Here is a 26,234-nt window from a genome sequence, read left to right as displayed (position 1 = left end):
TCCGACTCCGTTCGCGTGCCCATTCGCCCGCCGTCGGCCCGGTTCGGCGGGCAACCCAGCGAGACCATTCGTACCCAAGTAGCCAGCGTCTGGCTCCGCCCGCCGTCGCCCCGGTTCGGGTCGCTCGGCATCCGCTCGACGACGGCCCGGCTCCGCTCGGCGGGCACCCGGTTCCGCGAGCCGGCTCACTGGCTCCGAGAGCTGCGTGCCGGGATCCTCGGCGAAGGCGGGTCGTTCCCCGGTGTGCCGCGCGACGACGTCGGACACGCTGATGCCGCCGTGAGTGTCCATCGAACGACGGCGTCCGCCACGCGGGCGGGCTGTGCTGTCGGAATGGCGACCGGTGCCGGGGGTGTTGCGCTCGTCGGGCACTCGGTCTCCTCTCGCACGTCAGGCGCCAGGCTGGGGCGGCTTACCTTTGAACACCCGGCGGCCTCGCCGGGTCTCCCAGGACTCGTCGTACCGGGGGAGCTTTTCGTTATCGTACGGATACCCGCCGTTCGTGACGACACCCTCCCGCGAATTTCTTCACCATGCGTCGCCCTAAGGCGCACTGAAGCGGACGAACAGGTGAAGTTCGGGTTCGGTGAATGGAGTAATCGCAGACCCGCGTTACTCAGAGTGCGTAATTACCTGCGCGGTCTCGCGGTCATGGAAAGCGACCTTGTTGCGGCCTGCCCGCTTCGCGGCGTAAAGGAGATTGTCGGCTCGATGGAGTTGCCGCGGCCCGGATCCGGTGCCGTGCGCGAGGCCGACGCTGATCGTAACCCGAAGGCCCGGCTGGAGTTCTGACCAGGGATGACGGGCCACTCGCAGGCGCGCGGCGTCGGCGACCCGGACGGCTCCCCGGTGATCGATTCCCGGCAGGACGAGAGCGAATTCCTCGCCGCCGTACCGTGCGCAGAACGCATCGGCGGGCAGCCCCTCCTGCAGGAGATCGGCGACCCGGCAGAGGACGCGGTCGCCGAGAAGGTGACCGTACGTATCGTTCACGGACTTGAACCGGTCCAGGTCGACCAGGGCGACGGCGACCGCGGCCGGCAGTTCGGGCAGCCGCTGGTCGAGGTAACGACGGTTGTAGCTCGAGGTGAGCGGGTCGCGCAGACTGCCCGCTCGCGCGATGCCGAGGGCCGAGCGCAGGTGCCGGTAGGCCCGCCGCCAATCGCCGCGCGTCGCGAACAGGTCCGCGATGGACTCGTGCAACGTGAGCAAGTCTGGCGTGGTCTCCCCTGTTCCGAGTTCGTCGTCCGCCGACACTCTGACCTCCGCCACTCCATCGTTTTCGTCGTAAAGGAGCGGCGGCTTGAGTCATCGGTACGTACGAAGGTGAATTACGCTCAAGTGGACGACGGACTTCCGCTGATGTCACGCAGCGGAGTTCTTCGGCTCAGAGCACGGAGAAGGGCTTTTTGTCCTTGAGCTGCGCGAATTGATCACGGGCCCAGTAACTCGCGTCAGTCGCCGGATCTGTGATCCACTGTGTGTAATCGGCCCAGGAAATCCATCGCCAGTCGCCCACTTCTTCGGGATTCGGCCGCGGATCGACGTCCGTCCACGCGGCGTACACCGGACAGAACTCGTTCTCCACGATCCCCTGGAAGGGCGGCGTGCGGTAGCGGTACGTGGGCAACACGCACTCGAGGTCCTCGAGCGCGGGCAGCCCGAGTTCGTACGAAGCCCGCCGGCGCACGGCGGTCTCCAACGCTTCGGCGGGCGCGGGATGACCGCACACGCTGTTGGTCCACACTCCCGGCCACACCTTTTTGTGCGGCGCGCGTTGGGTGATCAGCAGGGCGTTGTCCGAACGGCGCAGGACGTAGCAGGAGAACGCGAGGTGCAGCCGCGTCTCGGCGTGATGGCTGGCGAGCTTCGGCCCGGTCTCCCCGGTGGGCGCGCCGTCCTCGGTCACGAAGACGACGCGTTCGGTTTCGGCTTCAGTGCTGGTGTCCACTCCGGATACTGAACACCACGCACCTACCGGCCGATACCGCGAGCCGGGTAGCCGTTTCGCCCGATTCGAGTGTCGGGTCTTCACGCAACGCTCGAATCTCCAACCCGTCGGACACCCAGCCGAACGACGGCGCGGGCGAGGCCGGGTCTCACCGGCTGCCGAGATGCTCGACGATCAACGACGTCAAGGCCTCCGGCGCTTCCTCCGCTACCCAGTGCGACACCTCCTCCAGCATCTCGAACCGGTACGGCCCGGTGCACCAATTCGCCGTGCCGAGCGCGGCGGTGGAACCGAAGGCGACGTCCTCTGTGGACCACACGTACATCGCCGGCACCGAAATCTTGCCGATCTTCCCGCCCGGACGTCCGGCTCGGTACCAGTTCAGCGCGGCGGTGAGCGCGCCTGGTTCGGACAGCCGCTGGACGTACTCGTCGATCTTGCTCGGCGGGATGCGCCGGTCGAAGATTTCGCGCAGCGCCGCGGCGTTGTCGGCCAGCATGCGCCGTTCGGTCGCGGGCGTCTGCCGCCACTCCGTCATATAGGCCGACCGCAGGTGCTGGTCCTCGTCCGTCCGCATCGCTTCGCCGAGTGCTCCGGGGTGCGGCGTGGACACCACGGTGAGGCTGCGCAGCCGGTCGGGGTGCTCGTCGGCCGTCCACCACGCGACCGCGCCGCCCCAATCGTGGCCGACCAGATCGAACTTGCTCCAGCCGAGCGAGTCGGCCATGGCCACGACGTCGGCCACCAACGTCGCGATGCCGTATTCGGCCGGGCGCTCGGGCCGCACGTCCGGCGAATAACCGCGTTGATCCGGTGCGATCGCGCGGTACCCGAGCACGCCGAGCGTCGCCACCTGGTGCTCCCACTCCACGGCGGCCTGGGGAAAGCCGTGCAGCAGCAGTACCGGACGGCCGTCTTCGGGGCCGGCAGCGATTGCGTCGAAGGATCCCGCGTCGGTCGGGATGGTCAGCTGGTCGATCACGAGACGCACTCTACGGACAGGCACCGACAGTTTCGGCCGGTCTCTCGCTGTCACTGTGGTCTGAGCTACACGGGAACAAATAAGTTGAGTCGATCGTTGGCAACTTTGCAAAGCTTGGTCAGCGCCCCAGCAGCTGGCCGCAGTTGTCCGAAAGGGGATTCGACATGCTGATCCGCACCGACCCGTTCGCCCAGTTCGACCGCCTGACCCAGCAGTTCTTCGGTGGTCAGGGCACCGCGCCGCGGTCCGTCCCGATGGACGCCTACCGCGCCGGCGACGAGTACGTCATCCAGTTCGATCTCCCGGGGATCGCCCGCGATTCCATTGACGTGAGCGTCGAGCGCAACGTGCTCACCGTCCGCGCCGAGCGCACCCCGGTCGCGGTCGAGGACGCGCAGGTCCAGGTGTCCGAGCGGCCGCGCGGCAAGTTCTCGCGCCAGCTGTTCCTCGGCGACACGCTCGACACCACGCGTATCGCCGCGGACTACGTCGACGGCGTGCTGACGCTGCGCATTCCGGTCGCCGAGAAGGCCCAGCCGCGCAAGATCACCGTCGGCGGCGCGCCGCAGGAGATCGACGCCTGAGGCCGTGAGCCCAAGTTGTCCCCAGGTTGTCCACAGTGGGTTGTGGATAACCTGGGGACAATTGATATCTATGCAGGTCAGCTGTGGTGTCAGCCCGTTCGACTGGCTGCCGACAAGCGTCCAGATGCGGTCTGGTCCTGCCGGATGAAGGTGTCGGCGATTTGCGCCGAGATGCCGTCGACCGAGAACGTCGCCCGCCACGGCTGCAGCGACCGCGGCGAAGATCATGCTCACCACGTAGATCCGCCCGAGCACACGGTGGCTTCGGCCGTCGGTCGCGCCAGTTTTGCGGCGATTTGGAACGGCCCGATCAGCAGCACCAGGCTCGCGGGCAGCACGATCGTCAAGCAGCGCAAGGCGATCGCCGGGTTGAGCGGGTGCCGAGCTGCTGGTCAGCCGCCGGAGTGCATGTCCTCGGCCTCGGGGACGCAGTCGTCGTCCGGGTCGTCCAGCCAGCCGTGCGGGAGCGTGACCTTGCCCGGCGAGCCCTGGCGTCCGCGCGGGCCGGTGGCGGCTTCCGGGAAGGGGGCGTCGTGGTCGAGTTGGGCGATCAGGTCGTCGAGCTGGTCCATCGACGAGAGCATCGCGAAGCCGCGCCGCAGCTCGGAGCCGACCGGGAAGCCCATCAGGTACCAGGCCATGTGCTTGCGGATGTCGCGCATCGCCTTGTCGTGACCGTCATGCTCGATGAGCAGTTCAGTGTGACGGCGCAGGACACGCGCGACCTCACCGAGGTTCGGCCCGGCTGGGATGTCACGGCCTTGGAAGGCGGCTTCCAACTCGCCGAACAGCCACGGCCGACCGAGGCAGCCGCGCCCGACGACGACGCCGTCGCAGCCGGTCTCGGCGACCATGCGCAGAGCGTCGTCCGCGCTGAAGATGTCGCCATTGCCCAGCACCGGGATGCTGGTGACGGCCTCCTTGAGCGCGGCGATCTTCGACCAATCGGCCTGACCCGAGTAGCGCTGCGCGGCCGTGCGCGCGTGCAGACTGACAGCGGCCGCGCCCTCGGCTTCGGCGATGCGTCCGGCGTCGAGGAACGTCTGGTGATCGTCGTCGATGCCGACGCGGAACTTCACGGTGAACGGCACGCCGCCCTCCGCCGCCGCCTTCGCCGACTCGCGCACGATGTCCGCGAACAGCCGCCGCTTGAACGGCAGCGCCGCGCCGCCGCCCTTCCGCGTTACCTTCGCGACAGGGCAACCGAAGTTACTGTCCACGTGGTCGGCAAGGCCTTCGCCGACGATGATCCGGACCGCTTCGGCCATCGTCTTCGGGTCGACGCCGTAGAGCTGCATGGACCTCGGCTTTTCGTGCTCGCCGAAGGTCATCATGTGCATCGTGCCGGGGTGCCGCTCGACGACCGCGCGAGCGGTGATCATCTCGCACACGTAGATGCCCGCGCCGTACTCCTGGCAGAGCTGCCGGAACGCGACGTTGGTGATCCCCGCCATCGGAGCGAGCACGACGGGAGGATCGACCTGGTAGGGGCCGATCTTCAACGTGGGCGCGCTCAACGTGGCAGTCACGCTTCCATTGTCGCCCGTGACGTGCGGCACACGCATCCGGGCAGCTCCGACGGTCCCGAGACCATCTCGTTTCCATCCTTGAGTAGTGCTACGGATCCGATCATCGCGCCGTTTCGCCGACGATGTCCGGTATGACCACGGAAGCTGCAACGCTCCACCGCCTCGCCGGCGAACTGGACGACCTCGGCCGCCGCCTGACCCACGTAGGCGCCGAACTCCGCGCGGTGCACCTCCAGCCCGAGCCGGCCACCGACCAGCCCGCCGAGGCACCCGTTCCGGGCGCAGCGGCGGCCTCCCAGCCGACGCCGGACCATCCGAGCGGCCACGCCGAGCCAGCAGCGTCGGCCGAGGAGGCGTCCCAGGCGGCCAGCCCGCCCGGCGGTGCTCAGCCGGTCAGCTCTGACTCACCCGCGCAGGGCCCTCTCGACGTGACAGGCGCTTCCGCCGCACCGGGTCAGGCCGCTGCACCGGGCCAAGCCGCTGAGCCAGGCCGCTCCGCTGGGCCAGCCCAGCCTCCTGCACCTGGCCACCCTGCTGCGCAGGGCTACCCGGCTGCTCCAGGCCATTCGCCCGCCCCGGGCTACCCGGCTGCGCAGGGCGCGGGTCAGTACCTGCACCCGGCCTACTCGACCGCGCACGGTGCGGCGTACCACCCCCACCCGGGCTACTACCCGTACAACCCATACGCAGCACCGTATTCCGCCCAACCCGCGGCCAGTGCGAACCAGCCGCAGATGCCGCAACCCGGGACCGGACAGGCCGCCGACGATGTCGCAGCCGGACAGTTCGCCGCCCAGCCAGGCCACGAACAGCCCGCCGCCGACCAGTTCATCACTGGACAGGCAGCCCAACACCCGCAGGCAACTGCCCAGAACTCGCCGTACGGCCAGCCGCCCTATGCTCCGCCGCTGTACACCCCATCTCCGACGCTCCGTGAACGACTCGGTCGCGAAGGTGCCGGTTCGCGACTGTTGGCGTGGATCGGCGGTGCGGTGACGTTGCTCGGGGTCGTCCTGCTGCTGATTCTGGCCATCCAGCGCGGCTGGCTCGCCCCATTGCCGCGGGTGGCGGTCGGCGCTGTGTTCGGCGGCATCCTTGTCGGCGCGGGTGCTTGGCTGCACCGCAAGCCGACTGCGCGCACCGGCGCGTTCGCCCTTGTCGCCACTGGGATCGCGACGCTTTACCTCGACACTGTCGCTGCCACCTCCTTGTACGATTTCCTGCCTGTTCCCGCCGGGCTCGCGGTCGGCTTGGTGATCGCGGTGGGCGGGCTTTTGCTTGCGGTCAAATGGGATTCCTCTCTCCTGGCGAATGCCGTGGTGGGAGGATGCGGAGTGTGTGCGCCCCTGATCACCTGGGGCTTCACCTACGAACTCGTGACGTTCCTTCTCATGATCCAGATCGCGACCGTTCCTGTCCAGCTTCGACGGTCATGGTCGCCCCTTTCGTTTACTGCAGCCATTCCGCCCTTGACAACAGCGTTGATCGGTATCGGGCTGCGCACCTTGCCGGTGTGGGCAGTGATTGCCGCGGGTGTGATCAGCGCGGCGACGGCGCTGATCACGTTGCGGCGTAATGACAATGAGCCCTACTCGTTGTCCGTGCTCGCCGTTGCGCCGCTGCCGGTCCTGGTGGCCGCGCTTCTTCTGCACCGGCCGGAATCCGTGCTTCTGGCGGGCGGAACGGCGGTCGTGCTCATCGCGACCTGGCCCATCGTGCGGGGGAATTCCGGTACTGTCGCGGGAATCGCTGGTCTCGTAGCCGCGATGCAAGCGACTGTCACGCAGTTCGATGGCGGAGCGGTCTTGCTTGGCGAAGCGGTTGTGCTCGCGTTCGCGGCGAAGTTCACTCGGAACCGGTTCGCGCTAGGCGGTTCGCTTGCCTTTGCGGTGGTCGGCGGGCTGTCCGTGCTCGTGTCGGAGCTGACGCTGGGAATGCTGGTTCTCCCGCACTGGCATCCGCGGGATGTTCTTCTCGCTGCACTGGTGTCGGCTGCGCTTCTCCTCGCTGCCGCGATTGTGTTGCCATGGGCGGCAATTCGGCTCAATGTGGTGAAATCGGCCAGCCTTGCGCCTTGGGTGCCCGCGGGATTGTGCGCGCTCTACGGCGCTGCTGGGCTGGTGCTCGCCGCGGCCATGCTCGTGGCCCCCGGCCGCGGCGGATTCCTGGTCGGCCACACGCTCGTCACGGTTTCGTGGACGGTTGTGGCGTTCGTCCTTCTCCTGCGCGGGATCGAGGTGGTCGCGTTGCGGATCACCGGGCTGGTACTGGTGGCCGCTGCGGTGGCGAAGCTCGTGTTGTTCGACCTTTCCGCGCTGGACGGGTTGGCGCGCGTGGGTGCGTTCCTTGGCGCTGGTGTGATCCTGCTCGTGGCGGGGGCGCGGTACGCGCGAGTCGTCGCGTCACGCTGAACTTGCGAGAAGTCCCCCGATCCGGGGAATCAAGAATGACCTCGGATCGGGGGTTTTCCCTTTTTTAGCAACAAAAACTTGTTGGAGACGCGACGGTCGGAGATGGCTTGAGACGTCCTCGGTTCGGGCTGGCGGCGCGGAACTGTCGGTGGCTCGTGGTTACCTGGGAAACCTACCGAGGAGGTATCCGACCATGACCTACACCCACGACCCGAAACTCATCGAACGCGCAGGCGAATCCGTCGCATGGCTCACCACCGTGACTCCGAGCGGTCGCCCCGCGCCAAGGCCGGTCTGGTTTGTACTCGACGGCGAAGAGATCGTGGTCTTCAGCCGGCCCGGTACGGCCAAACTCCGGCATCTCGCCGCCAATCCGGAGGTGAGCTTCCACCTGAACAGCGACGAACACGGCGGAAGCATCATCGTCGTCAACGGGCGTGCGCACATCGACGAGGCCAAAGCCTCTGAAGCACCTGGTTACCTGGCGAAGTACCAGCGGCATTACGCCGGTATCGGTTTCGCCGATCCGGCTGCCTTCGACGCCGACTACTCGGTTCGGATCCGGATCGTGCCCGCGAAGTCCTGGGGATTCTAAGGGGCGCTCCGGGTTCAGAAGCCGACGTCCAGGCAGGCCAGCCGTCCACCCGCGGTTCCGGCGTGCCCGGGGTTGGTGTGGGTGTGGGTTTCGTGGATCACCACGGACTTCGCCCGTCGTCCGTCGAATGTCCAGTCCACAATGGAGGTTGCGTGACCGATGCCTGAGCGGTCGGTGGTGAAGTCCAGCCAGATCTCGTTGCGCGGGTTGGCGTAGGCCGGATCCACCGAAGGCTTCACCGGGTCCGGCACGTGCTGGAAGTGTCCGCCCGCGGCGTCACCGGTGGTGCCGCAGGAGTTCACGTGCGCGTGCGCACCGTATTCGTGCTGCGGCAGGAGGCCGCTGATCACCAGCACGGTGGTGGTGCCGACGCGACTGGCGGACAGGGCCGAGACGTGTGCCCTGGCCCCGACGGGCACGAGATCCGGGCGGTAGGTGACGGCTTGGCCGCCTGGTGCGTATGCCGCGAATGTGCCGTGGGCGGCAGTGAAGTGCAGTGGTGAGGTCGTAGCCGGAGCTGCTGCGGCGGTAGTGGCCGAGAGGCTCGTGACGGAGAGACCGGCGGCGAGGGCCGCGGAAAGGAACTTAGGGAGGAAACGCATGAAACTTCTCTAACCAGTCGGCGCGTGCCGTGCCATGTTCTCCACTCGAACGTGTGGAGGTCGCCCGGATCTCGGGATGGCTTTCCAGGCGGGTGTGGGGTGCGCTGGGTCGCTGGATGGTGACGGCCTTGGGATTGGCCAGATTCCGATGTGGGCCATTGCGGCCATGTCGTGCCGTGCCGGTAGGCAGGTCAGGCTGGGTCAGGGCTGGGTGCGGGTCCTTGTCCGGATGCGGGTCGTGAGACCACAACTGCCGCCAGGGCTGGTCGTGGAGCCGCGATGGAGCCTTGGTGCGTACCGGAGCAGGCCGATGGGCCGGATCCGGCTCGGGTGGCGGCTTCGACGGAGGCGGAGGTCGCTCGACTGGCCTGGGCGAGTTTTCGGTCGTTGACGCGGTGGGTACTTGGCAGCGTGGCAGCGTCGGACTTGCCCGGCGGTGCTTCGGCGAGCACCGGTGGAGCCTGACATGCCTGACGACCCGAACGGCACCATGGGGTTTGACGGCCGTCGCGCGGACGCCCACGGACCGGCGGGTTCCAGCGGGCCGGTCGCGGACGGTGGGTCGCCGGAAAGTGGCGGACCTGCGGGTACCGGCGGGCAGGCCAGCGGCGTCGTACCGGCCGCTGGTGGGCAGGCCAGTGGTGGGCAGGCCAGTGGTGCTGGACCGGTCGACGGTGGACGGGCCAGTGGTGCTGGACCGGCTGACGGTGGACGGGCCAGTGGTGCCGGACCGGCTGACGGTAGTCAGGTCGGCGGTGCTGGACCGACCGACGGTGGGCTGGCGGCTGGAGGCGGACCGACGCAATCCAGCGGGTCGTCACCCGTCATCGGGCCGGTGCAGTCGATCGGTCCGGCGGACACCAGCGGGTCGCCGCAGGTCGCTGGGGCGGCGCAAAGCCGCGGATCGTCGCAGCTCACAGGGTCGGCGGAGGTCGGCGGGCCGACAGGAGCCAGTGGATCGGCGCAGGTCGCCGGATCGTCGGAAAGCCGCGGGTTCGCTGAGGTCGGCGAAACGGCGCAGAGCACTGGGTCGGCTGAGGTCGGCGGGACGGCGCAGGGCACTGGGTCGGCTGAGGTCGGCGGGACGGCGCAGGGCACTGGGTCGGCCGAGGTCGGCGAAACGGCGCAGAGCACTGGGTCGGCTGAGGTCGGCGACGACGTCGAGCACACTGGCGAGACGCGAAACCAGATGCTGCAGCGGAACGTCGGCGAGCTGTTGCAGGAGCTGCGGGTCGCGCAGGCGGGCGTGCAGATCCTCTTCGGATTCTTGCTGTCGGTGGTCTTCACGGGCCGGTTCCACGACGCCAGCGGGTTCGAGAAGACGCTGCACCTGCTCGCGGTGCTGCTCACCGTCGCGGCGACGGCGTTGCTGATCGCGCCCGCGGCTTGGCACCGCATGCTGTTCCGGACTGGGCGGCGGGAGGAGATCCTGCGGGCCGGCAATCGGGTCGTGCTCGTTGGCTTCGGGTGCCTTGCCGCGGCGATCACGGTAACCGTGGCGCTGATCGCGAAGGTCTCCTTCGGACCGGTTGCGATGGGGCTCGTCGGAGGGATGGCGGTGTTGCTGTTCGGGCTGCTGTGGTTCGCGGTGCCGGGCATGCTTGTCGGCGACCAAAGGCGACGCGACGGTCACTGAGCGGCGTCGGTGCGCGCTGGCGTTTGTCCTGCGCGGGACAGAAACGGAGCTGTTCATCGAGCCGTCGGCAATTGTTGCCGTGGCGGTTGGGGCTGGCCCGTAGCTTCCTGCTCGTGACTGACTCTTCACGGCGGAACTTCCTGCGTGGTGCCGGAATCCTCGGTGCCGGCGCGGCGGTGTCCGCGCTTCCTGGTCTGAACGGGATCGCCGCGGCTGATCCCAGCGTCGCTCGGCGGCCGGACGGTGACAGTCCGCGGTTCACGATCGCGGTCATGCCGGACACCCAGTACCTGTTCGACGAGGACCGGGGCGACTCGACGCCGGTGGACGCGTCGTTGTCGTACGTGCTGCGCCACGCGCACGACGACAACGTTGTCTTCCTCGCGCACCTCGGCGACCTCACCCAGAACGGGCAGGCGCGGGAGTTCGCTGGCATCAGCCGGTCGTTCCAGGCGCTCGACCGGTTCCGGTTCCCGTACAGCACGCTCGCGGGCAACCACGACATCGACGGCTCCACCGACGACCAACGCGGCCGCACGCCGTACCTCGACGCGTTCGGGCCGCAGCGGCAACGGAACTCGCCGACGTTCCGCGGCTCTTCGAAGGACGGCTACAACACCTACCACGTGTTCCGGGCCGCCGGTCGGGAATGGCTGGTGCTCGCGATGGATTGGCGTCCGTCGGCGAGCGGGTTCGCCTGGGCGAAGCAGGTTCTCGCGCAGCACCCGCGGATGCCGGCCATCCTCACGATCCACGAGCTGGTCAACTCCGACGAACAGGGCAAGGCGTTCCTGTCGGACTTCGGCCAGCGGGTCTGGGACGAGTTCGTCAACGAAAGCGACCAGATCTTCCTGACCCTCAACGGCCACTACTGGCCCCCGAGCCGTCTGGTGAAACGCAACGCCGCCGGCCACGACGTGCACCTCCACCTCACGAACTACCAGGACCGCTATTACGGCGGCAGCGGCATGATCCGCCTGTACCAGTTCGACGTCGCCCGCGGCGTGATCGACGTCCGCACCTTCTCGCCATGGCTCGACGGCCGGCGTGACCTCACCGAGCTCGAGCGGATCGAGGCCGAGCGCAGCACCGACGTCGACTACTTCAGCATCGACATCGACTTCGACAAGCGGTTCGCCGGTTTCGCGCCCGTTCCGGTGCCGCCGGCTCGCCCGGTGAAGCCGCAGCTCGTGCCGGGAACCGTCGCGTACTGGCGGTTCGAAGGCGGTCGCGCGGGCGCTCCGGTGCCGGGCAACGCGGTGATCAAGGACCTCACCGGCCGCGGCAACGATCTGCGCCGTATGACCGTGCCGGGCAGCGGCCCGACGGCGTTGACTTACTCGGCGGATTTCGCGCCTCGTCAACCGTCGCGGGCGAGCCTTCGCTTCGACGGTGCGCGCAATCCCGGTCGTGGCGCGTATCTCCAGACCGTCGACAGCGCACCGATGAACAGCCTGACCTTCCAACGCGGTTACACCGTCGAAGCGTTCGTCCGGCTGCCCGAAGACTTCCGCGACGGCACCCACGGCTGGTGCGGCATCTTCGCGCGCCTCGGCAACGGCGGCGCGGCCGGGAAGTCCGGCGACGACCCGAACGAATCGGCCGCGACGTTCAGCGTCTCGGACGGCGCGGAGCTGCAGTGGGCGGTGTTCCCGTTGAACCAGAACGGAATCTCGACCAACTGGGGGCACGAGCTGCCGCTGGCGAAATGGTGGCACGTCGCGGTCGTCAACGACGGATGGCGCAGCACGTTGTACGTCGACGGCTGTCCGCTGCTGCGCAACCCCAAGACTCCGGCGATCGGCCTGGCCAATCCGAGCGGCGGCTGGCTAGTCGGCGCGTCGTCGTACCGGGGCAAGGTGGAGCGCAGCTTCTACGGCGAGATCGGCGAGGCTCGGGTGGTCGACCGGGCGCTGGCTCCGCGGGAATTTCTGCTGGGCTGATAGGCAGTGCCGATTGGCTGCTCGGCAACCGCGGTTCGCGACCGCGGTTCGCGGAAGGCGGGCGCTGCGGCTGGGGATTGCGGAAGCGACTTGTTGGCGGAAGGTCGATGCGGAATCCAAGGTGCTATTCCGATTGCGCAGTAGGCAAATTCGACTAGGGCGGCCGTTCGGAGGTATTAGCAAAACTGATGGCTTCGGCCAGTCGGTCTAATCGGGGAAGGGTTCGTAATGGTTCTCCGGCTAGGGCTTCGGAGTGGCTGGTCGCGAATTCGGTCGGGGGGTGAGCGCTGGTCTCGGGGCCATTTTTTCGAGGCCAGCGTTGCCCCGATGAGTGGGACTGGCTCGCGGTGCGGAAGATGTGCTCGGCGAGCGTTCCCGTGCCGGGGACTGGGGCAGGGAACGTCGTTGTGCGGCTGAAGGCGGGCCAGCGTCGTTGCTGGGCCGGGATTCCGGGGCCGGTGCCGTTGCCGGAACCGGTGTTTGGCCGGAGTCCCGTTGCCTGGCCGGCACGGTTGCCGGTGGCTCGGGCTGTCACCCGTTGCCGGGCCGACGTCTCCGTCTTCGACGGTGACGTCGGGTGGTGCTGGGACCGGCGGCGTTGCCGGAACTGGAGTTGAGCCCGCTTCGTCGCCGGGTCAGCGTCGTTGCTGGAACTGGCGGCTCAGCCTGCTTGGTTGCTGGGCCAGCGTTGTTGCTGGAGCCAGGGTCGGGCTGGAGCCGGGGCCGCGCCAGCGTCGTTGCTGGAACGGTCGTCGGGTTGGGAAACCCGTGCTGGCCAGCGTCGTTGCTGGGCCAGCAGCAGGGCTGGGGTCCGTGCCGGAACTGGCGTTTGGGCCAGATCCGATCGCCGGAACGGAACCTCGTCGCCGGGATCAGCGCCGGTGCCCGGGACCAGCGCTGGTGCTGGCCGGAACGCCGAAGCCAGTGCCGTACCCGAAGCCAGTGCCGTACCCGAGGCCAGTCCGTACCCGAAGCCTGGACCGCGCCTGAACCGATCTTCGACTTGCCCGGCCCCGGACTCGGCCGATCCAGCCCGTGGATGCCAGCTGGGATCGGCAGTCCGAGGACAGTGCCCTGCCGCAGCCCGAGGGCCAGCCACGCCAGGCTGGGAGCGCCAGCCTGGAGCGGTGGTCCGAGGACCGTGCCCGCTGAGCACGGTGGTCCAGTCCAGTTCGAGAACCAGCCGAGCCAGCCTCGCGGACCGTCCCGATCCGGTCCGCGGAGGCGAGCCGACGCGGCCGGGGCACCGGTCCGATCCGGACCGGCAGTACCAGCCTGAGGGCATCGTCCGATGGCCTCAGCCGAGTGCTCCAGTCCGTGGACCAAGACCGAAAGTCCAGTCCAAGCCGACTGCTCCAGCCCAAGGGTCAAGACCAAAAGCCCAGCTCAGGAACTCAACCAGGCATCTGCCCGGCCGAGAAACCCGGCCAAGCAACCGGTCCGTCCGCGCCAAGCCGAGGACCCAGCGGTCAGCCGTGCACCTCAGACCGAGAACCCCACCGAGAACCCGGTCTGAGCACGTCAGCCCATGAACCCAGACGTGAACCCAGCCACGAACCCCACCCGCGGATCAGGCAGTGAGCCGTCCCCACGAATAGTCCTGTTTCGCGAGCTTCAGGTACACGAACAGCTCCGTCGCGACGACTCCCGCGATTGGCCGTACCTCGTCGCCGAGTACGGACAGGAGGTGGTCGTCGTCGCGGCACAGCAGTTCTGCCAGCAGGTCGAAGCGGCCCGAGCAGAGTGCCACCTGGTGTACGTCGGCGACCTTGGCCAGTTGCTGGGCCACTTCGCGGGCGTCTCCGTCCACCGTGATGCCGACCATGGCCCTTCGGGTCAGGTCGACGTGTTCTGGCGAGGTCACGGCGACTATCTGCACCATTTCCTCTCGCAGCAGCCGTTGTACTCGCTGCCGCACCGCGCCTTCCGAAAGACCCACCGCCTTGGCCAGTGCGGTGAACGACGCCCTGCCGTCTTCCTGTAACAGCGTGATGAGCGTCCGGTCGGTCCCGTCTAGCGCTCTCGGAGCACGCGGTTCCTCGATTTTCGTACGGTTTTCGTCACCCATGCCGTCCCTCCCTGTGTTTCGGCATGTGATTCGTCAGACGCGCAGCGTATCGGCAGGAGCCGGAGAGCAGGAGACCCTTTCCCGTTTTCTTCTCCAGATGGCGGACATGCGCGCTCCCGCACGTCCCCGTTCGGGCTCGGGCAAACAGCGGGTACGGTCGCGAACCGCCGATCCTGAGGAGGAATATTCCAATGACTGAAGCCGTCGCCGCGCCTGTGGTGCCGGCCAAGGGGCTCCGTTCGAACGCGCTCGGCATGGTGTCTTCCACGGTGATCGGGATGTCGTCGACCGCCCCGGCTTATTCGATCGCCGCGGCACTCGGGTTCATCGTGCTCGCGGGCACGGGGTTCAAGGCCGCCGCGTTCGTGTTGCTGTCGTTCGTCCCGGTGCTGTTCGTCGCTTTCGCCTTCCGGGAACTCAACGCGGCCGAACCGGATTGCGGCACCAATTTCACCTGGGCCACCCGCGCGTTCGGCAGCCGGGTCGGCTGGATGACGGGCTGGGTCGTCCTGGTGGAGCAGCTGCTGGTGATGAGCAGTCAGTCCGCGCTGACCGGCCGGTACACGCTGCTGCTGTTTGGTCTAGACGACCTGGCCAACAACCGCGCGGTGACGACTGCGATCGGGTGCGCGTGGCTGCTCGCGCTGTGCTGGCTGTGCTACCGCGGCATCGAGGTGTCCGCGCGGGCGCAGTGGATCCTCCTCGGCATCGAACTCGCCGTCCTGGCGATCTTCTCCGTCGTCGCCCTTACCCGTGTCTACAGCGGCACTGCGGGCCCGCAAGCAACCACGCCGCAGTGGGACTGGCTGTGGCCGAGCGGGGTCAGCATCGGGACGGTGGTGTCGGCGGTGCTGCTAGCGGTTTTCATTTACTGGGGCTGGGAGAGTTCGCTTTCGGTGAACGAGGAATCGGCTGATCCGCGGCACGCGCCGGGTCGGGCGGCGATCCTGTCCACCGTGCTGTTGGTGATCAACTACTTGCTGGTGACCGTCGCCGCGTTGGCTTTCGCGGGCGTGGGCGAGCACGGGATCGGGCTGGCCAACGAGGCGAACGCCGAGGACGTGCTCGCCGGATTGGGCGGCGCGGTGTTCGGGACGTCCGGGTTCGGCAAGGTTATGGGAGTGCTGCTGATCGTGTCGGTGCTGACCAGCGGTGCCGCCACGAGCCAGGCGACGATCATGCCCGCCGCGCGCACGACGTTGTCGATGGCCAGCCACGGAGCGCTGCCGAAGGTGTTCGGCCGGGTGCATCCGAAGTATCAGACGCCGTCGGCCACCTGGGCGTTCGGGTTGGTGTCGCTCGCGTTGTACGTGTTGCTGGCGTTGTGGAGCCGGAACGTGCTCGCTGATTCGGTCGACGCGGTCGGGCTCACGATCGCGATCGAGTTCACGGTGACGGCGCTTGCTTGCGTATGGGTGTTTCGCCGGACGCTGTTGTCGAGCGTGCGCAACTTCCTGCTTCGCGGGCTACTGCCGTTCGTTGGCGGCGTGTTCTTCCTGGCGGTACTGGTGCTCGCGGCGATCGCGTACGCGAAGCCTGACGCCGGAGAGACCACTGTGTTCGGTATCGGCGGTGTCGCGGTGATCGGTGTCGTAGCGATCCTTCTGGGCTTCCCGTTGATGTTTGCCGTGCAACGCGCCTGCCGTGACTTCTTCGCCGGGCGACGTCTGACGCGCGGCGTCGTTGCCCGCGGCGGTCAGACCATCGAGAGCTAGCAGCGGCGAAGCAGGTCTTCTTCGGTTTCGCGGCGTACGAGGAGCGTCGCGTGACCGTCGCGGACGCCGACGAGCGGTGGGCGGCCGACGAGGTTGTAGTTCGACGCCAGCGAGTGGTGGTACGCGCCGGTGCATGGTACGGCCAGCAGATCGCCGACGTGGATGTCGTCGGGCAGACAGACGTCCGCCAATACATCACCGGACTCGCAGTGCCGTCCGACGACTGTCATCGGCGTACGTGCGGCCTTTGTGCGACGGCCGACGAGACGCGCGGTGTAGCGCGCGCCGTACAGCGCGGGGCGCGGGTTGTCGCTCATGCCGCCGTCGACAGCGACGAAGGTGCGCGCGCCACGTTTCACGGCGCACACGCGGTACACGGTGATCCCCGCCGGTCCGACGATCGCGCGGCCGGGCTCGATTGTCAGGCGTGGCAAGGGGAAATCGCGTGACGAGCATTCGTATCCTAGTGCGACGCGGAGGCGGCGCGCGTACCCGTCGAGGTCGAAGGACGCTTCACGGTCGGCGTACGGCACCGCGTGTCCACCGCCGAGATCCAAGTCGCGCAAGGTGATTCCGTATTGGTCGCGGATGCGTACGAGTACTTCGACCATCTTTCGCGCGGCTTCTTCGTAACGGTCTACACGGGACACTTGCGAGCCGATGTGACAGTGCAGTCCGGTCAGTTGCAGGCTTGGCTGCGAAAGTACTGCTGCGACAGCGCGATCGACGTTGTCGCGTACGTCGGGGCGTAGTGAGAAGCCGAACTTCTGTCCTTCGGTGCCTGTTGTGATCGCAGCGTGCGTATCGCCGCTGACGCCGGGCGTGACCCGGATGAGGACGCGTTGCGCGCCGTGTGCGAGGGCACCGAGCTGTTCGACTTCGTCGAGAGAGTCGAGGACGATGCGCCCGACGCCGTACTGCAGCGCGGCTTTCAGGTCTTCAGGCGTCTTCGCGTTGCCGTGCAACAGGATGCGCTCCGCGGGAAACCCGACAGCGCGCGCGACGGCGATCTCACCGGCGGAGCACGTGTCGAGCGACAGTCCTTCTTCAGCGACCCAACGCAACACTGCTCGCGTACAGAGCGCCTTGCTCGCGAAGGCGACGTCGGCCTCCGGCAGAGCACGGCGGTACGCGCGGGCTGTTTCGCGCACCTGTTCCTCGTCGAGGAGGTAAGCGGGCGTACCGAAGCGTGCGGCCAGGTGGCTGACCGGCGCGCCGGCGAAGAGCAGCTCACCGCCTTCGCCGAGCTTCGTGCCTTGCGGCCAGAGTCCCGGTTCTAGATGGTCGGCGGCTTCGCAGCCGAGACTCGGGAGCAGCTCGCTGAGCGTCACGGTTACCTCCGGTCGATGTCGATCGCGGCGAACATCGCCAGCACACTGCGCCGACCCCGGCCCGGAACGTCCCGGAAACGAGCCCCTGACGGTCCCGGCGGTCGTGCTGACGCGTTCTTAACGCGCGAGTAACCTCCGCCACAACCTGGCTGAGCTGGGCTTTGCTGAGTTTTCGGGTGCCCGGCAGTGCGACGTATGCGAGCTGCCGACGCTCGATCTGCCGGTCGCGCACGACTCCGACCTCGCGCCGCGTCCCGAGGTCGCGGTTACCGCCTGCGCCCGACAGCGCGCTCCACCGGACGCGTTACGAAAGCCCCCACGAGGACAGGATTTCGAACAGCTGGTCCCGTTCGGCGGCCGTCAGCAGCCTGCTCGGCGGCCGCACGTCGGGGCGGCACAAGCCGAGCTGGGAGAGGGCGTCCTTGACCACGCTGACGTTGTTGGCGTTGCCCTCCGCGGCGCGCATCTGCTCGAACGGGCGGATCCGGTCCCAGATCTCCATCGCACCGGCGAAATCGTGGTTGCGCAGGCGGCGGAACAGGTCGAGCGAGATCTGCGGGGCGACGTTCACCAAGCCGGAGGTGAAGCCCGTCGCGCCGACCGCGAAGTATCCAGGCGCGGACAGTTCGGCGAGACCGGCGATCCACACGAAGCGCTCGTACCCCGCGTCGCGCGCGACGGTGCGGAAGCGCACCGGGTCCGGCACCGCGTACTTCACGCCGAGCACGTTCGGCGCGGCGTCGGCGAGCTGTGCCAGGTCTGAACCCTCGATGGCGGGGTTGCGCACGTACAGGACAACCCCGAGCTCGGGCACTTCGTTCGCGATAGCGCGGTGGTAGTCGATCCAGCCCGCGCGCGATACGTACGGGTGCACGGGCTGATGGATCATCACCATGTCCGCTCCGGAAGCGCGCGCGTGTTTCGCGGCCTTCACGGCTGTCTGCACGTCATGGCCGACGCCAGCGAGCACGCTCGCCTCGCGCGCGGCCTTCGTGGTGACTTCGAGACACTGTCGCGTTTCTTGCTCGTCCAGCGCGTAGAACTCGCCGGTGTTGCCGTTCGGCGTGACGACCTCGACGCCGCTCAGCACGAGCCGTTCGACTAGCCGCTCGTACGTCTCGGCGTCCACGTCCCCGGCCGCGGTGAACGGGGTCACCGGGATCGCCGCCACGCCGGCGAGCCGCTGTCGCTGTTTCTCGAACGCCACGAGCAGATCCGATCTGATATATGATGTCTCGTCAGACGGAGGGTAACACGAGGCTATCCAGGACGTTTGTCCTGATCTTTGGGATGAGCGTCCTAGTTCGGCGGCGAAGGGCGGCCGCGCGCCGATCTATGACACGTTCGACGGGTGCTGGAATTCCGGCTGCCGCTCGTGCCGTTCCGCATGACTTACACCTACGGCAGCGTCCTCGCCTCGGACTCGACCCTCCGGTTCCGCAGTCAGGACGAGGTGGAGACGAGCCTGCCCGCGCAGGGCTGCGGAGTCGCAGAGGCCCGGCAAACACCCGACCGCCCAGACCGCGGACTCGTCTTCCTCGCGCAAACCGAGTGAGGCGGCCCGCCCGGTCAAGGGCGGGCCGGAACTCAGCGCAGAGCGTCCAGGGCGAACGCGGCGTACATGGCCACTCCGACGGCCATCGCCGGTTCGTGGAACTTCACCCGGTTCGAGTGGTTGTCCTCCGTGGTCGCCGGATCCGCTCCCGGCTCCCGGGCTCCGATGAACGCGAACGCGCCCGGAACTCGTTGCAGCACATACGAGAAGTCCTCCGCGCCCATGATCGGCGTGGTCAGCTCCTCGACGTTCTCCGCCCCCAGCAGCTCCGCGCCCAGCGCCAACACCTCGGCCGCCACGCCTGGGTCGTTGACTGTCGTCGGGTAGCCCGGGTCCACTCCGGCCGACACGCGACATCCGTGGGCCGCTCCGACCGCCTCGCATACCTTCGGCAGTTCCTCGCGAACGAAGGAACGCGTCGATTCCGACAGCGTGCGAATGGTCCCCTCGAGCACCGCTGTCTCGGGGATGATGTTCGTCGTCGTTCCGGCCACGATGCGGGTCACCGAGACCACCGCCGGGTCGAAGACGCTGATCCGGCGCGTGACCATCGTCTGCAGCGCGCCGACCATCGCGGCCGCCGCCGGGACTGGGTCGATGGCGTCGTGTGGAGCCGAACCGTGGCCGCCGCGGCCGGTGACCTCGACGCTGAACGTGTCGGCTGAGGCCATCATCGGCCCGCCGCGCACCTGCAGGACGCCGCTCGGGCTGTTGGCGATCGTGTGGAGGCCGAAGGCTCGCGTGACGCGCGTGCCGGCCGCGTCCAGCACTCCCTCGTGGATCATGTGCCGCGCGCCGTGAAGACCCTCTTCGCCCGGCTGGAACATGAACACCACCGAGCCGGCCAGGTCGTCGACGCGCTCCGACAGCAGCCGCGCGGCGGAGGCGAGCATCGCGACGTGCGTGTCGTGCCCGCAGGCGTGCATCGAACCGTCGATCTCGGACGAGAACTCCAGGCCGGTGTCCTCGGTCAGCGGCAACGCGTCCATGTCGGCCCGCAGCAGGATGGCCGGTCCGGGACGGGCTCCGCGCAGCACGCCGGTGAGCGACGTCGTGGAGCGGCCGTCGGTGAGTTCGATCGGAAGGTCGGCCAGTGCGGCGCGGATCGCCGCCTGGGTGCGCGGCAGCTGCAAGCCCTGTTCGGGGTGCCGGTGCACAGCGCGGCGAAGCTCGACAGTGCGGTCCTGCAGCTGCCGTGCGGCGTCGAGCAGCCCGGCGTGCCGATTGCCGGGCAGAGTGGGGAGGTCGGTGGGTCCGGTCATGGCTCGATAGTGGCACCTCGCACGCTTCGGGCGCACCGTGCGTGCGTTCGCCAGCGAGGCGGAATACGGTGTGCGCATGGCGGTGCAAGAGCCGGTCACGGGCTTCGCGATAGCTGTGGTCCGTGAAGACGGTCGGTGGCGGTGCAGTGCGCTCGATTCCTCGGCGCTCACAGAGCTGGATGCGGCGATCACCGAGCTGAGCAAGCTCCGGTCGACCGGAGCGGCGTTCGGCCTGCTGGCCGTCGACGACGAGTTCTTCGTGATCGTCCGGCCGAGCCCGAGGGGACCGTCGCTGCTGCTGTCGGACGCCGCCGCGGCGCTCGACTACGACATCGCGGCGGACGTCCTCGACGTGCTGCGCGTCGACCCGCCCGACGAGGACGACGACGCGGTCTGGCCCGAGGGCGATCTCGAAATACTGGCCGACCTCGGCCTTCCCAGCGGCGAGCTGGAGGTGATCGTCGGCGAGGTCGACCTCTACCCCGACGAACAGCTCCAGATGATCGCCCAGCGGTGCGGGTTCGAGGCCGAGTTCTCGAAACTGCTGGACCAGCTCTGAGACGGCCGGACGACATCGAGGCCGTGCGGGCCGCGCTGGACGCGGCCCGCGCCCCTGGTGCTGACGTGCCCATCGGCGCGGTCGTCTTCGACCCCGACGGGCGCCCGCTGGCCGCGGCCCGCAACGCGCGCGTCGAGCTGGCTGACCCCACCGCGCACGCGGAGATCCTCGCGCTGCGCGCGGCGGCTCGCGAGTTCGGCGACGGCTGGCGGCTGGAAGGCTGCACGCTCGCGGTCACGCTGGAGCCGTGCACGATGTGCGCCGGGGCGCTTGTGCTCGCCCGGGTGGCGCGGTTGGTGTTCGGGGCCTGGGAGCCCAAGACGGGCGCGGTGTCGTCGCTGTGGGACGTCGTGCGCGACCGCCGCCTCAACCACCGGCCGGAAGTCCTCGGCGGAGTGCTCGAAAGCGACTGCGCGGCCCTGCTTGAGGCGTACTTCGCGGACCGCCGCCCGGGAGCCGAGTAGACCCCGCCGCAAGCCGCTGAGGCAGTCCGGTATTGTTCTCGGCGGTGGCGTGTCCGAGCGGCCGAAGGAGCACGACTCGAAATCGTGTGACGGTTAATCCCGTCCGTGGGTTCAAATCCCACCGCCACCGCGTGCGAGTGGGCGAGCCATGTCGACGGAAAGCGTCGACATGGCTCGCCCGCCGTGTTTCTGGGGGTGCAACCCCCAGGCCCCGCCCGGAGGGGCTTCGCCCCCCGGACCCCCGAGGGGTGGTCGCCTTCGTTGTCGGGGGGTCGCCTTGTGTTGTCGGGGTGGTCGCCTTCGTTGTCGGGGTGGTCGCGTTGTGTTGTTGGGGTGCCTTGGTTGTGGCGAACCAATTTCTGGAAAAAGCGGGTGCGGCAGCTGATCGAAGCGGTGATGGCGAAGCAGCTTCGTCCGTAGGCTGGGCTCATGAGCGAGGAGCTTCCGCCGGTGGGCAAGACCGCGGTCGGGGTGGCTGGGCTTCGGGCGTTGGAGAGCGGGCGGCCGGATCGGCTGTTCGAGGATCCGTATGCCGGCGCGTTCTTCCATGCCGGACGGGCGATCTTCGAGCACGACCTGGAGCGCAACCGCGATCTCGGGATGGTGTTCGCGCAGCAGGTCGCGATCCGCACCCGGTTCTTCGACGACTTCGTCTCCGGCGGGACGCAGACGGTGCTTCTCGCGGCCGGTCTCGACGCTCGCGCGTTCCGGCTCGACTGGCCGGACGGCGCGCGCGTGTTCGAGGTCGACCTGCCGGACGTGCTCGCGTTCAAGGAATCCGTGCTGGCCGAACAAGGCGCGCGGCCAAGGTGTGAGCGCACGGCCGTCCCGGTGGATCTGCGCGATAACTGGGCCGCTGCTTTGAAAAACGAGGGATTCGACCCGGAACAGCCGACGGTCTGGCTCGCCGAGGGCCTGCTCATCTACCTCAGCCGGGACGAGGCGGAGCGGCTGCTCACAACCGTCACCGAGTTGTCCGTGCCGGGCAGCCGGATTTCCTTCGAGCACCGGCCTGCCGCCGAGCAGGACGGGTTGCTGGAACGGGCTCGCAACGTCGGCGGCGGGGTCACGTCGCTCTGGCGCGGCGGTCTGGCCGGAGACGCTCCGGAGTGGCTCACCGAACACGGCTGGCGGCCGGAAACCGTTACTGTCGCGGAACTTGCCGTCCGGTACGGACGTGAGCCGCTGGACCTCACGCGTGGCGGATTCGTGACCGCGACCCGCTAATTCTCTTCCTGTAGCACTGGTGTGCCGAAGGCGTCGAGGAAAGTCGTTGCCTCTCCTATGGTTGCGACACCGCGCGCGACCGCGTCCGCGATAGTTCCGCACGCCTCTCGGACCGCCGGTTCCGCGGATCGGTCTCCGGCCAGCAGCGCGACGGCCGCTGGGGACACCCCTTCCGCGATCAACATGACCCGCGCCGCTGTCTGATCTGCCAGCCGGTCAAGCAGATCCGCCAGATCCAAGCCGACTGACGCGGTGCGCGCGGCGGCTTCGGCGGCCTGCCGGTAGTGCGCGTCCAGTTCGTCGGCGCTGCCCCGGAATCGCGCGGCCGGTTCGCCGCCCCATTTGCGTTCCGCGCTGTGCGCGCCGCGTTCGAACTCCAGCCGCGCCATCACCAAAACGTCGCGGCCGCCGGACAGCGTGCGCGCCGATTCGCGGATCGTCTGCGGGGAACAGTCGATCTGCCTGAGCGCGGTGACTGGATCCGGTGCGCCGATCGTGGCGGCCGCGGCGCCCAAGGAAGCAAGCCCGGCGGCCGCGTTTTCCAGCGCCGGGTGGAGGAACGGCATCAACTCAGCAGCGCCGTCGCGATCGTCGGGCGGTGGTGGCCGCGGGCGGCCATCCGCAGCTGGCCGGCGAGGTCGGACGTGGCGTCGCCGAGCATGCGCGCGTCGATGTCGCGCGCGGCGAGCGCGGCTTCCCAGCGGGCGGCGATTTCCCGGGCCGGCGCGGAAATCCCCCACGGCGTCGACTCGAGACGGGCTTCGGCGAACCGGCCCGCCGCGCGGTCCGCGTCGGCAGCCGCTCGATCGAGCGCGTCCGCGGCGGCGTTGAGCCGCTCGCTCGTCGAACCTGCCATCGGGACCTCCGCTTCCGGGAGAGCGCGAACCGCGGCCCGCCACCCTCTGGAGAGATCTAACCCCATCGAGACGGCCCGGGTCACTCGGCCGGGCGTGCGACGATTCCACATCGTGGGGATCCTTGACCGGCGGTTCCCCGCACCCCCAGAATTGGAGTCATGCCAGAGAACCGGGAAGTGCCGCTAGCCGGCCGTGCCCCGGCGCGGTCGGACGGAGAGGGCGTCGCCGCCCTCCTGAGGCGTCGCGGTCGTCTCGGCTCTCCTCCCGCATAGGTGTTTTTCCGCTGTCACAGCCGAATTCGCCTATTCTTCCGGGAGTACCGCCATGTCTGTAGACCTGCCTGCCCGCCTGCGCTCGTCCGCCACGCCGGACGACGGAATCCTCGAAGGCCCGCGCGCGCTGCGCCGGATTTCCGATGCCGAAGCGCCCTACGAGCTTTTCACCCTTCGCCCGCTCGGACGGGTGATCGGCGCGGAAATCTCCGGAGTGGACCTCGGCGCGCCGGTGACGCCGCCGTTGCGCGCCGAACTGAACCGCGCGCTGCTGGAGTGGAAGGTGCTGTTCTTCCGCGACCAGCACATCACGTCGCAGCAGCAGCGCGCGTTCGCCGCGAACTGGGGCGAGCTGGAAACCAACCCGTTCATCCCGCGGGGAGATTCCGATCAGGTCGTGCGGTTCACCCGCACCGCCGGGATGCCGGGGTATGAAAACATCTGGCACACCGACGTCACCTGGCGGCCGAATCCGGCGCTCGGCTCGGTGCTGCGCCTGGTCGAGGTCCCGCCGATCGGCGGCGACACGATGTGGGCCGACATGGCCGCCGCCTACGACAACCTGCCCGCCGACGTCCGCGAGCGGATCGACGGCCGCACCGCGGTGCACGACTTCATCCCCGGTTTCGACCGGTTCACCGACCCGGACCTGCTGGCCCAGTGGCAGGACGCGTACCCGCCGGTCGAGCACCCGGTGGTGCGGACCCATCCGGAGACCGGACGGCGGACGTTGTTCGTGAACCAGGCGTTCACCACGCACATCGTCGGCCTCGACCGCGCCGAGAGCGACCGGCTGCTGCGGTATCTGTTCCTGCAGGCGCACACGCCGGAGTTCCAGGTGCGGTTCCGCTGGGAGCCGGATTCGGTGGCGTTCTGGGACAACCGCGCGACCCAGCACTACGCGGTCAACGACTACCACCCGCACGTCCGGATCGCCGAGCGCGTCGCGATCGTCGGGGATCGGCCGTACTGATCAGCGGGCGACTCCGCTGAGGACGGTGTCGACAAGTCGTTCGAGGTAGGCCGCGTTGGCGGATTTCGCTCGGATCAGGGTGTGAAACCAGAGGCTTCCGCCGAGTAGATCCATGATCATCTCGGAATCCGCTGGATCGGCTAGTTCGCCTCGGTCGCGGGCGCGGTCGAAGACGGCCTGCTCGCGGCCGAAGCGGTCGGCGAAAAAGCGTCCGGCCGCCTCGGCGGTGGCGGGACGGTCCGGCAGTGCGGAGACGACGGCCGTGATGACGCGCCGGTTCGCGGGATCGGACAGCAGCCGGTGGATCTGCGTCGCCAGTTCGAGGAGATCGCCGCGCAGGGAACCGGTGTCCGGGATCGCGAAGGTCAGTTCCGGGGCCTGCAGGAGGGCGTCGGCGAGGACCTCGTCCTTGGTCGCCCAGGTGCGGTAGATCGTCGTTTTGTGCACCCCGGCCTGCGCCGCGACCGCTTCGATCGTCAGTGCGTCGTAACCGCGTTCAGCCAGCAGTGCGAGGGTCGCGGAGAAGATGGCGTCCGCCTTGCGCGGACGGGAGGCGGTCCGGTCCATGGCTCGATCCTAGCCAGTTTGCAACGGTGCGTTGCATTTGGTACACCCGTGGAATGCGACGGACCGTTGCATTCGGCGGGAAGGTGGAGACATGAGCGACGTTCTGCCGGTGGTTTTCGTGCACGGCATCCGGCTGTCCGGGGCGTGCTGGCAGCAGCAGAAACGCCTGGCCCGCGGTCGAATCGCCGCGCCGGACCTGCCTGGCCACGGGACGCGACGCGGGGAGCGGTTCACCCTCGACGGCGCGGTGGACGCGGTCGCCGAGGCTGTCGACGAGGTCGGCGGCCGGGCGATTCTGGTCGGGCATTCCCTCGGCGGTTATGTCTCGATCGCGACCGCGGCCCGTCATCCGGACCGGGTCGCTGCCCTGGTGGGAGCCGGGTGTTCGCTCGTGCCCAGTCCGATGCTGCGCGGCGGTTTCCGGTTCGCGCGTCGCGGCTTGGCGAGGACTGCTGACGACGGCGCGTCCTTCAGTGCGTGGCTGCTTCGCCGGGTTCTTCCCGCTGAAGTCGCCGAGCCGGTCATCGCTGCGGGAATCGCGTCCGAAGTCATCCCCGCCGTGATGGAAGCAGCCGCCGGGATGGATCCGCTCGCCGACCTGGCGCAGTACCCGGGACGGGTACTTCTGCTCAACGGCCGCAACGACCACTTCCGCCTCGGCGAACGCCGGTTTCTGGCCGCCTGCCAGGACGGAGCGCTGCAGATCGTGCCGGGAGCGGGCCACTACCTGCCGCTCACGCACGGCGAGCTGTGCGCGCGTGTTGTCGATGGCGTCGCGTCGGCCCTCGTCAACGGATAGTGCTCACGAGTGGCGAGGCCGGCCGCCTTCCTCCCCCTCCCGCGCTCCCCCGCGCGGTTAAGGCGGCGCCTCGCCACTCGCGAGGCTTCCCCGGGGCAAATCCGTGGAGCCGCGGTCGCGGGCGAAGCGGAAATTCCCGCGCCCGCGGCTGTTTTCCCGGGTGGTGGCACCCGCGCACTCGACGACGGTCAACCCCCACGTGACCGTGTCGCCTCCCCCGCGGGGTGCTACCCGTGAGCCCGGGGTGCGGCCAGAAAGTGGTCTGGGCCACAGTTTCCGCGCTCATCGGTAAGGTACTCCCGCCCGGTACCGGTCGACCCCGGGCTTGAGCTGCATTTAAGGCAGATGCGCC

Annotated in this window: 23 protein-coding genes, 1 tRNA gene and 1 pseudogene; 13 read left to right on the top strand and 12 right to left on the bottom strand. The window is 68.5% G+C overall.

What is annotated here, in order from left to right:
• Positions 1-612 precede the first annotated feature (612 nt).
• The 3 genes from ACZ7SW_RS00680 to ACZ7SW_RS00670 form a co-directional block, all read right to left on the bottom strand.
• Positions 613-1,272: a GGDEF domain-containing protein gene (locus tag ACZ7SW_RS00680; protein WP_470228333.1), complete on the bottom strand. Its 660-nt coding sequence runs from the start codon at positions 1,270-1,272 to the stop codon at positions 613-615.
• A gap of 115 nt (positions 1,273-1,387) precedes the next feature.
• The gene (gene idi, locus ACZ7SW_RS00675) at positions 1,388-1,951 is read right to left on the bottom strand and encodes an isopentenyl-diphosphate Delta-isomerase (protein WP_470228332.1); all 564 of its coding nucleotides are present in this window, start codon (positions 1,949-1,951) and stop codon (positions 1,388-1,390) included.
• Between the two features lie 148 nt (positions 1,952-2,099).
• Positions 2,100-2,933 (bottom strand): alpha/beta fold hydrolase, encoded by an 834-nt coding sequence (locus ACZ7SW_RS00670; RefSeq protein ID WP_470228331.1) that lies wholly within the window; start codon positions 2,931-2,933, stop codon positions 2,100-2,102.
• 164 nt (positions 2,934-3,097) lie between these two features.
• Between ACZ7SW_RS00670 and ACZ7SW_RS00665 the strand changes: the two genes are divergently transcribed.
• Positions 3,098-3,517: an Hsp20/alpha crystallin family protein gene (locus ACZ7SW_RS00665; RefSeq protein WP_134727607.1), complete on the top strand. Its 420-nt coding sequence runs from the start codon at positions 3,098-3,100 to the stop codon at positions 3,515-3,517.
• 392 nt (positions 3,518-3,909) lie between these two features.
• Here the strand turns inward: ACZ7SW_RS00665 and dusB are convergent, their stop codons facing one another.
• Complete coding sequence (gene dusB / locus ACZ7SW_RS00660; protein WP_470228330.1) at positions 3,910-5,082, bottom strand: tRNA dihydrouridine synthase DusB; 1,173 nt, start codon at positions 5,080-5,082, stop codon at positions 3,910-3,912.
• 95 nt (positions 5,083-5,177) lie between these two features.
• Here dusB and ACZ7SW_RS00655 point away from each other — a divergent pair, with 95 nt between their 5' ends.
• Together ACZ7SW_RS00655 and ACZ7SW_RS00650 are read left to right on the top strand one after the other, a co-directional pair.
• The gene (locus ACZ7SW_RS00655) at positions 5,178-7,457 is read left to right on the top strand and encodes a DUF2339 domain-containing protein (RefSeq protein WP_470228329.1); all 2,280 of its coding nucleotides are present in this window, start codon (positions 5,178-5,180) and stop codon (positions 7,455-7,457) included.
• A 193-nt stretch (positions 7,458-7,650) separates the two neighbouring features.
• Entirely contained in the window at positions 7,651-8,052 is a 402-nt protein-coding gene (locus tag ACZ7SW_RS00650) for a TIGR03667 family PPOX class F420-dependent oxidoreductase (RefSeq protein ID WP_470228328.1), read from the top strand.
• Between the two features lie 14 nt (positions 8,053-8,066).
• On the opposite strand, the gene ACZ7SW_RS00645 is transcribed toward ACZ7SW_RS00650, so the two are convergent.
• Entirely contained in the window at positions 8,067-8,654 is a 588-nt protein-coding gene (locus ACZ7SW_RS00645) for a superoxide dismutase (protein WP_470228327.1), read from the bottom strand.
• A gap of 1,162 nt (positions 8,655-9,816) precedes the next feature.
• On the opposite strand from ACZ7SW_RS00645, the pseudogene ACZ7SW_RS00640 reads away from it, so the two are divergent.
• Together ACZ7SW_RS00640 and ACZ7SW_RS00635 are read left to right on the top strand one after the other, a co-directional pair.
• Positions 9,817-10,290 (top strand): annotated as a pseudogene (locus ACZ7SW_RS00640) (DUF6328 family protein); the annotation flags it as partial.
• A 113-nt stretch (positions 10,291-10,403) separates the two neighbouring features.
• Positions 10,404-12,233 (top strand): LamG-like jellyroll fold domain-containing protein, encoded by a 1,830-nt coding sequence (locus ACZ7SW_RS00635; protein ID WP_470228326.1) that lies wholly within the window; start codon positions 10,404-10,406, stop codon positions 12,231-12,233.
• Between the two features lie 1,570 nt (positions 12,234-13,803).
• On the opposite strand, the gene ACZ7SW_RS00630 is transcribed toward ACZ7SW_RS00635, so the two are convergent.
• Complete coding sequence (locus ACZ7SW_RS00630; RefSeq protein WP_116202834.1) at positions 13,804-14,301, bottom strand: Lrp/AsnC family transcriptional regulator; 498 nt, start codon at positions 14,299-14,301, stop codon at positions 13,804-13,806.
• A gap of 191 nt (positions 14,302-14,492) precedes the next feature.
• On the opposite strand from ACZ7SW_RS00630, the gene ACZ7SW_RS00625 reads away from it, so the two are divergent.
• Positions 14,493-16,016 (top strand): APC family permease, encoded by a 1,524-nt coding sequence (locus ACZ7SW_RS00625; protein ID WP_470228325.1) that lies wholly within the window; start codon positions 14,493-14,495, stop codon positions 16,014-16,016.
• Here the strand turns inward: ACZ7SW_RS00625 and lysA are convergent.
• Together lysA and ACZ7SW_RS00615 are read right to left on the bottom strand one after the other, a co-directional pair.
• Positions 16,013-17,347, bottom strand: a complete 1,335-nt coding sequence (gene lysA, locus ACZ7SW_RS00620) for a diaminopimelate decarboxylase (RefSeq protein ID WP_470228324.1) — start codon at positions 17,345-17,347, stop codon at positions 16,013-16,015. The two genes, ACZ7SW_RS00625 and lysA, sit on opposite strands and share 4 nt — an antisense overlap.
• Positions 17,348-17,651: 304 nt before the next feature.
• Positions 17,652-18,554 (bottom strand): dihydrodipicolinate synthase family protein, encoded by a 903-nt coding sequence (locus tag ACZ7SW_RS00615; protein WP_470228323.1) that lies wholly within the window; start codon positions 18,552-18,554, stop codon positions 17,652-17,654.
• 144 nt (positions 18,555-18,698) lie between these two features.
• On the opposite strand from ACZ7SW_RS00615, the gene ACZ7SW_RS00610 reads away from it, so the two are divergent.
• On the top strand, positions 18,699-18,902 hold the full coding sequence (locus ACZ7SW_RS00610; RefSeq protein WP_470228322.1) for a hypothetical protein: 204 nt from the start codon (positions 18,699-18,701) through the stop codon (positions 18,900-18,902).
• 32 nt (positions 18,903-18,934) lie between these two features.
• Here ACZ7SW_RS00610 and ACZ7SW_RS00605 read toward each other — a convergent pair whose 3' ends face one another.
• Positions 18,935-20,164 carry a M20 metallopeptidase family protein gene (locus ACZ7SW_RS00605; RefSeq protein ID WP_470228321.1) on the bottom strand — a complete coding sequence of 410 codons (1,230 nt, stop codon included), beginning with the start codon at positions 20,162-20,164 and terminating at the stop codon, positions 18,935-18,937.
• 76 nt (positions 20,165-20,240) lie between these two features.
• On the opposite strand from ACZ7SW_RS00605, the gene ACZ7SW_RS00600 reads away from it, so the two are divergent.
• From ACZ7SW_RS00600 to ACZ7SW_RS00585, 4 genes are all read left to right on the top strand, one after another.
• Positions 20,241-20,723: a tRNA adenosine deaminase-associated protein gene (locus ACZ7SW_RS00600; protein WP_470228320.1), complete on the top strand. Its 483-nt coding sequence runs from the start codon at positions 20,241-20,243 to the stop codon at positions 20,721-20,723.
• 23 nt (positions 20,724-20,746) lie between these two features.
• Complete coding sequence (locus tag ACZ7SW_RS00595) at positions 20,747-21,187, top strand: nucleoside deaminase (RefSeq protein ID WP_470228319.1); 441 nt, start codon at positions 20,747-20,749, stop codon at positions 21,185-21,187.
• Between the two features lie 43 nt (positions 21,188-21,230).
• A tRNA-Ser gene (locus ACZ7SW_RS00590) sits at positions 21,231-21,317 on the top strand.
• 299 nt (positions 21,318-21,616) lie between these two features.
• On the top strand, positions 21,617-22,414 hold the full coding sequence (locus ACZ7SW_RS00585; protein WP_470228318.1) for an SAM-dependent methyltransferase: 798 nt from the start codon (positions 21,617-21,619) through the stop codon (positions 22,412-22,414).
• Here the strand turns inward: ACZ7SW_RS00585 and ACZ7SW_RS00580 are convergent.
• Both ACZ7SW_RS00580 and ACZ7SW_RS00575 read right to left on the bottom strand, forming a co-directional pair.
• On the bottom strand, positions 22,411-22,980 hold the full coding sequence (locus tag ACZ7SW_RS00580; protein ID WP_470228317.1) for a hypothetical protein: 570 nt from the start codon (positions 22,978-22,980) through the stop codon (positions 22,411-22,413). The genes ACZ7SW_RS00585 and ACZ7SW_RS00580 overlap by 4 nt on opposite strands.
• Positions 22,980-23,270 carry a hypothetical protein gene (locus ACZ7SW_RS00575; protein ID WP_470228316.1) on the bottom strand — a complete coding sequence of 97 codons (291 nt, stop codon included), beginning with the start codon at positions 23,268-23,270 and terminating at the stop codon, positions 22,980-22,982. The genes ACZ7SW_RS00580 and ACZ7SW_RS00575 overlap by 1 nt, the downstream gene beginning before the upstream one ends.
• A gap of 325 nt (positions 23,271-23,595) precedes the next feature.
• Here ACZ7SW_RS00575 and ACZ7SW_RS00570 point away from each other — a divergent pair, with 325 nt between their 5' ends.
• On the top strand, positions 23,596-24,516 hold the full coding sequence (locus ACZ7SW_RS00570; protein ID WP_470228315.1) for a TauD/TfdA dioxygenase family protein: 921 nt from the start codon (positions 23,596-23,598) through the stop codon (positions 24,514-24,516).
• On the opposite strand, the gene ACZ7SW_RS00565 is transcribed toward ACZ7SW_RS00570, so the two are convergent.
• Entirely contained in the window at positions 24,517-25,083 is a 567-nt protein-coding gene (locus ACZ7SW_RS00565; protein WP_470228314.1) for a TetR/AcrR family transcriptional regulator, read from the bottom strand.
• A 91-nt stretch (positions 25,084-25,174) separates the two neighbouring features.
• Here ACZ7SW_RS00565 and ACZ7SW_RS00560 point away from each other — a divergent pair, with 91 nt between their 5' ends.
• Complete coding sequence (locus ACZ7SW_RS00560; protein WP_470228313.1) at positions 25,175-25,882, top strand: alpha/beta fold hydrolase; 708 nt, start codon at positions 25,175-25,177, stop codon at positions 25,880-25,882.
• Positions 25,883-26,234: the final 352 nt, after the last annotated feature.

It is taken from the genome of Amycolatopsis sp. NPDC114484, from assembly GCF_055633755.1.
This window is presented reverse-complemented; position numbering and strand designations above follow the sequence as displayed.

What these genes read in the sequence shown, in the direction of transcription:
- ACZ7SW_RS00585 (WP_470228318.1), top strand. Translation starts at nt 21,617, where the DNA reads ATGAGCGAGGAGCTTCCGCCGGTGGGCAAGACCGCGGTCGGGGTGGCT.
- ACZ7SW_RS00580 (WP_470228317.1), bottom strand. Translation starts at nt 22,980, where the DNA reads ATGCCGTTCCTCCACCCGGCGCTGGAAAACGCGGCCGCCGGGCTTGCT.
- ACZ7SW_RS00570 (WP_470228315.1), top strand. Translation starts at nt 23,596, where the DNA reads ATGTCTGTAGACCTGCCTGCCCGCCTGCGCTCGTCCGCCACGCCGGAC.
- ACZ7SW_RS00665 (WP_134727607.1), top strand. Translation starts at nt 3,098, where the DNA reads ATGCTGATCCGCACCGACCCGTTCGCCCAGTTCGACCGCCTGACCCAG.
- ACZ7SW_RS00655 (WP_470228329.1), top strand. Translation starts at nt 5,178, where the DNA reads ATGACCACGGAAGCTGCAACGCTCCACCGCCTCGCCGGCGAACTGGAC.
- dusB (WP_470228330.1), bottom strand. Translation starts at nt 5,082, where the DNA reads ATGCGTGTGCCGCACGTCACGGGCGACAATGGAAGCGTGACTGCCACG.
- ACZ7SW_RS00600 (WP_470228320.1), top strand. Translation starts at nt 20,241, where the DNA reads ATGGCGGTGCAAGAGCCGGTCACGGGCTTCGCGATAGCTGTGGTCCGT.
- ACZ7SW_RS00560 (WP_470228313.1), top strand. Translation starts at nt 25,175, where the DNA reads ATGAGCGACGTTCTGCCGGTGGTTTTCGTGCACGGCATCCGGCTGTCC.
- ACZ7SW_RS00645 (WP_470228327.1), bottom strand. Translation starts at nt 8,654, where the DNA reads ATGCGTTTCCTCCCTAAGTTCCTTTCCGCGGCCCTCGCCGCCGGTCTC.
- ACZ7SW_RS00625 (WP_470228325.1), top strand. Translation starts at nt 14,493, where the DNA reads ATGACTGAAGCCGTCGCCGCGCCTGTGGTGCCGGCCAAGGGGCTCCGT.
- ACZ7SW_RS00630 (WP_116202834.1), bottom strand. Translation starts at nt 14,301, where the DNA reads ATGGGTGACGAAAACCGTACGAAAATCGAGGAACCGCGTGCTCCGAGA.
- ACZ7SW_RS00575 (WP_470228316.1), bottom strand. Translation starts at nt 23,270, where the DNA reads ATGGCAGGTTCGACGAGCGAGCGGCTCAACGCCGCCGCGGACGCGCTC.
- ACZ7SW_RS00650 (WP_470228328.1), top strand. Translation starts at nt 7,651, where the DNA reads ATGACCTACACCCACGACCCGAAACTCATCGAACGCGCAGGCGAATCC.
- ACZ7SW_RS00565 (WP_470228314.1), bottom strand. Translation starts at nt 25,083, where the DNA reads ATGGACCGGACCGCCTCCCGTCCGCGCAAGGCGGACGCCATCTTCTCC.
- ACZ7SW_RS00605 (WP_470228321.1), bottom strand. Translation starts at nt 20,164, where the DNA reads ATGACCGGACCCACCGACCTCCCCACTCTGCCCGGCAATCGGCACGCC.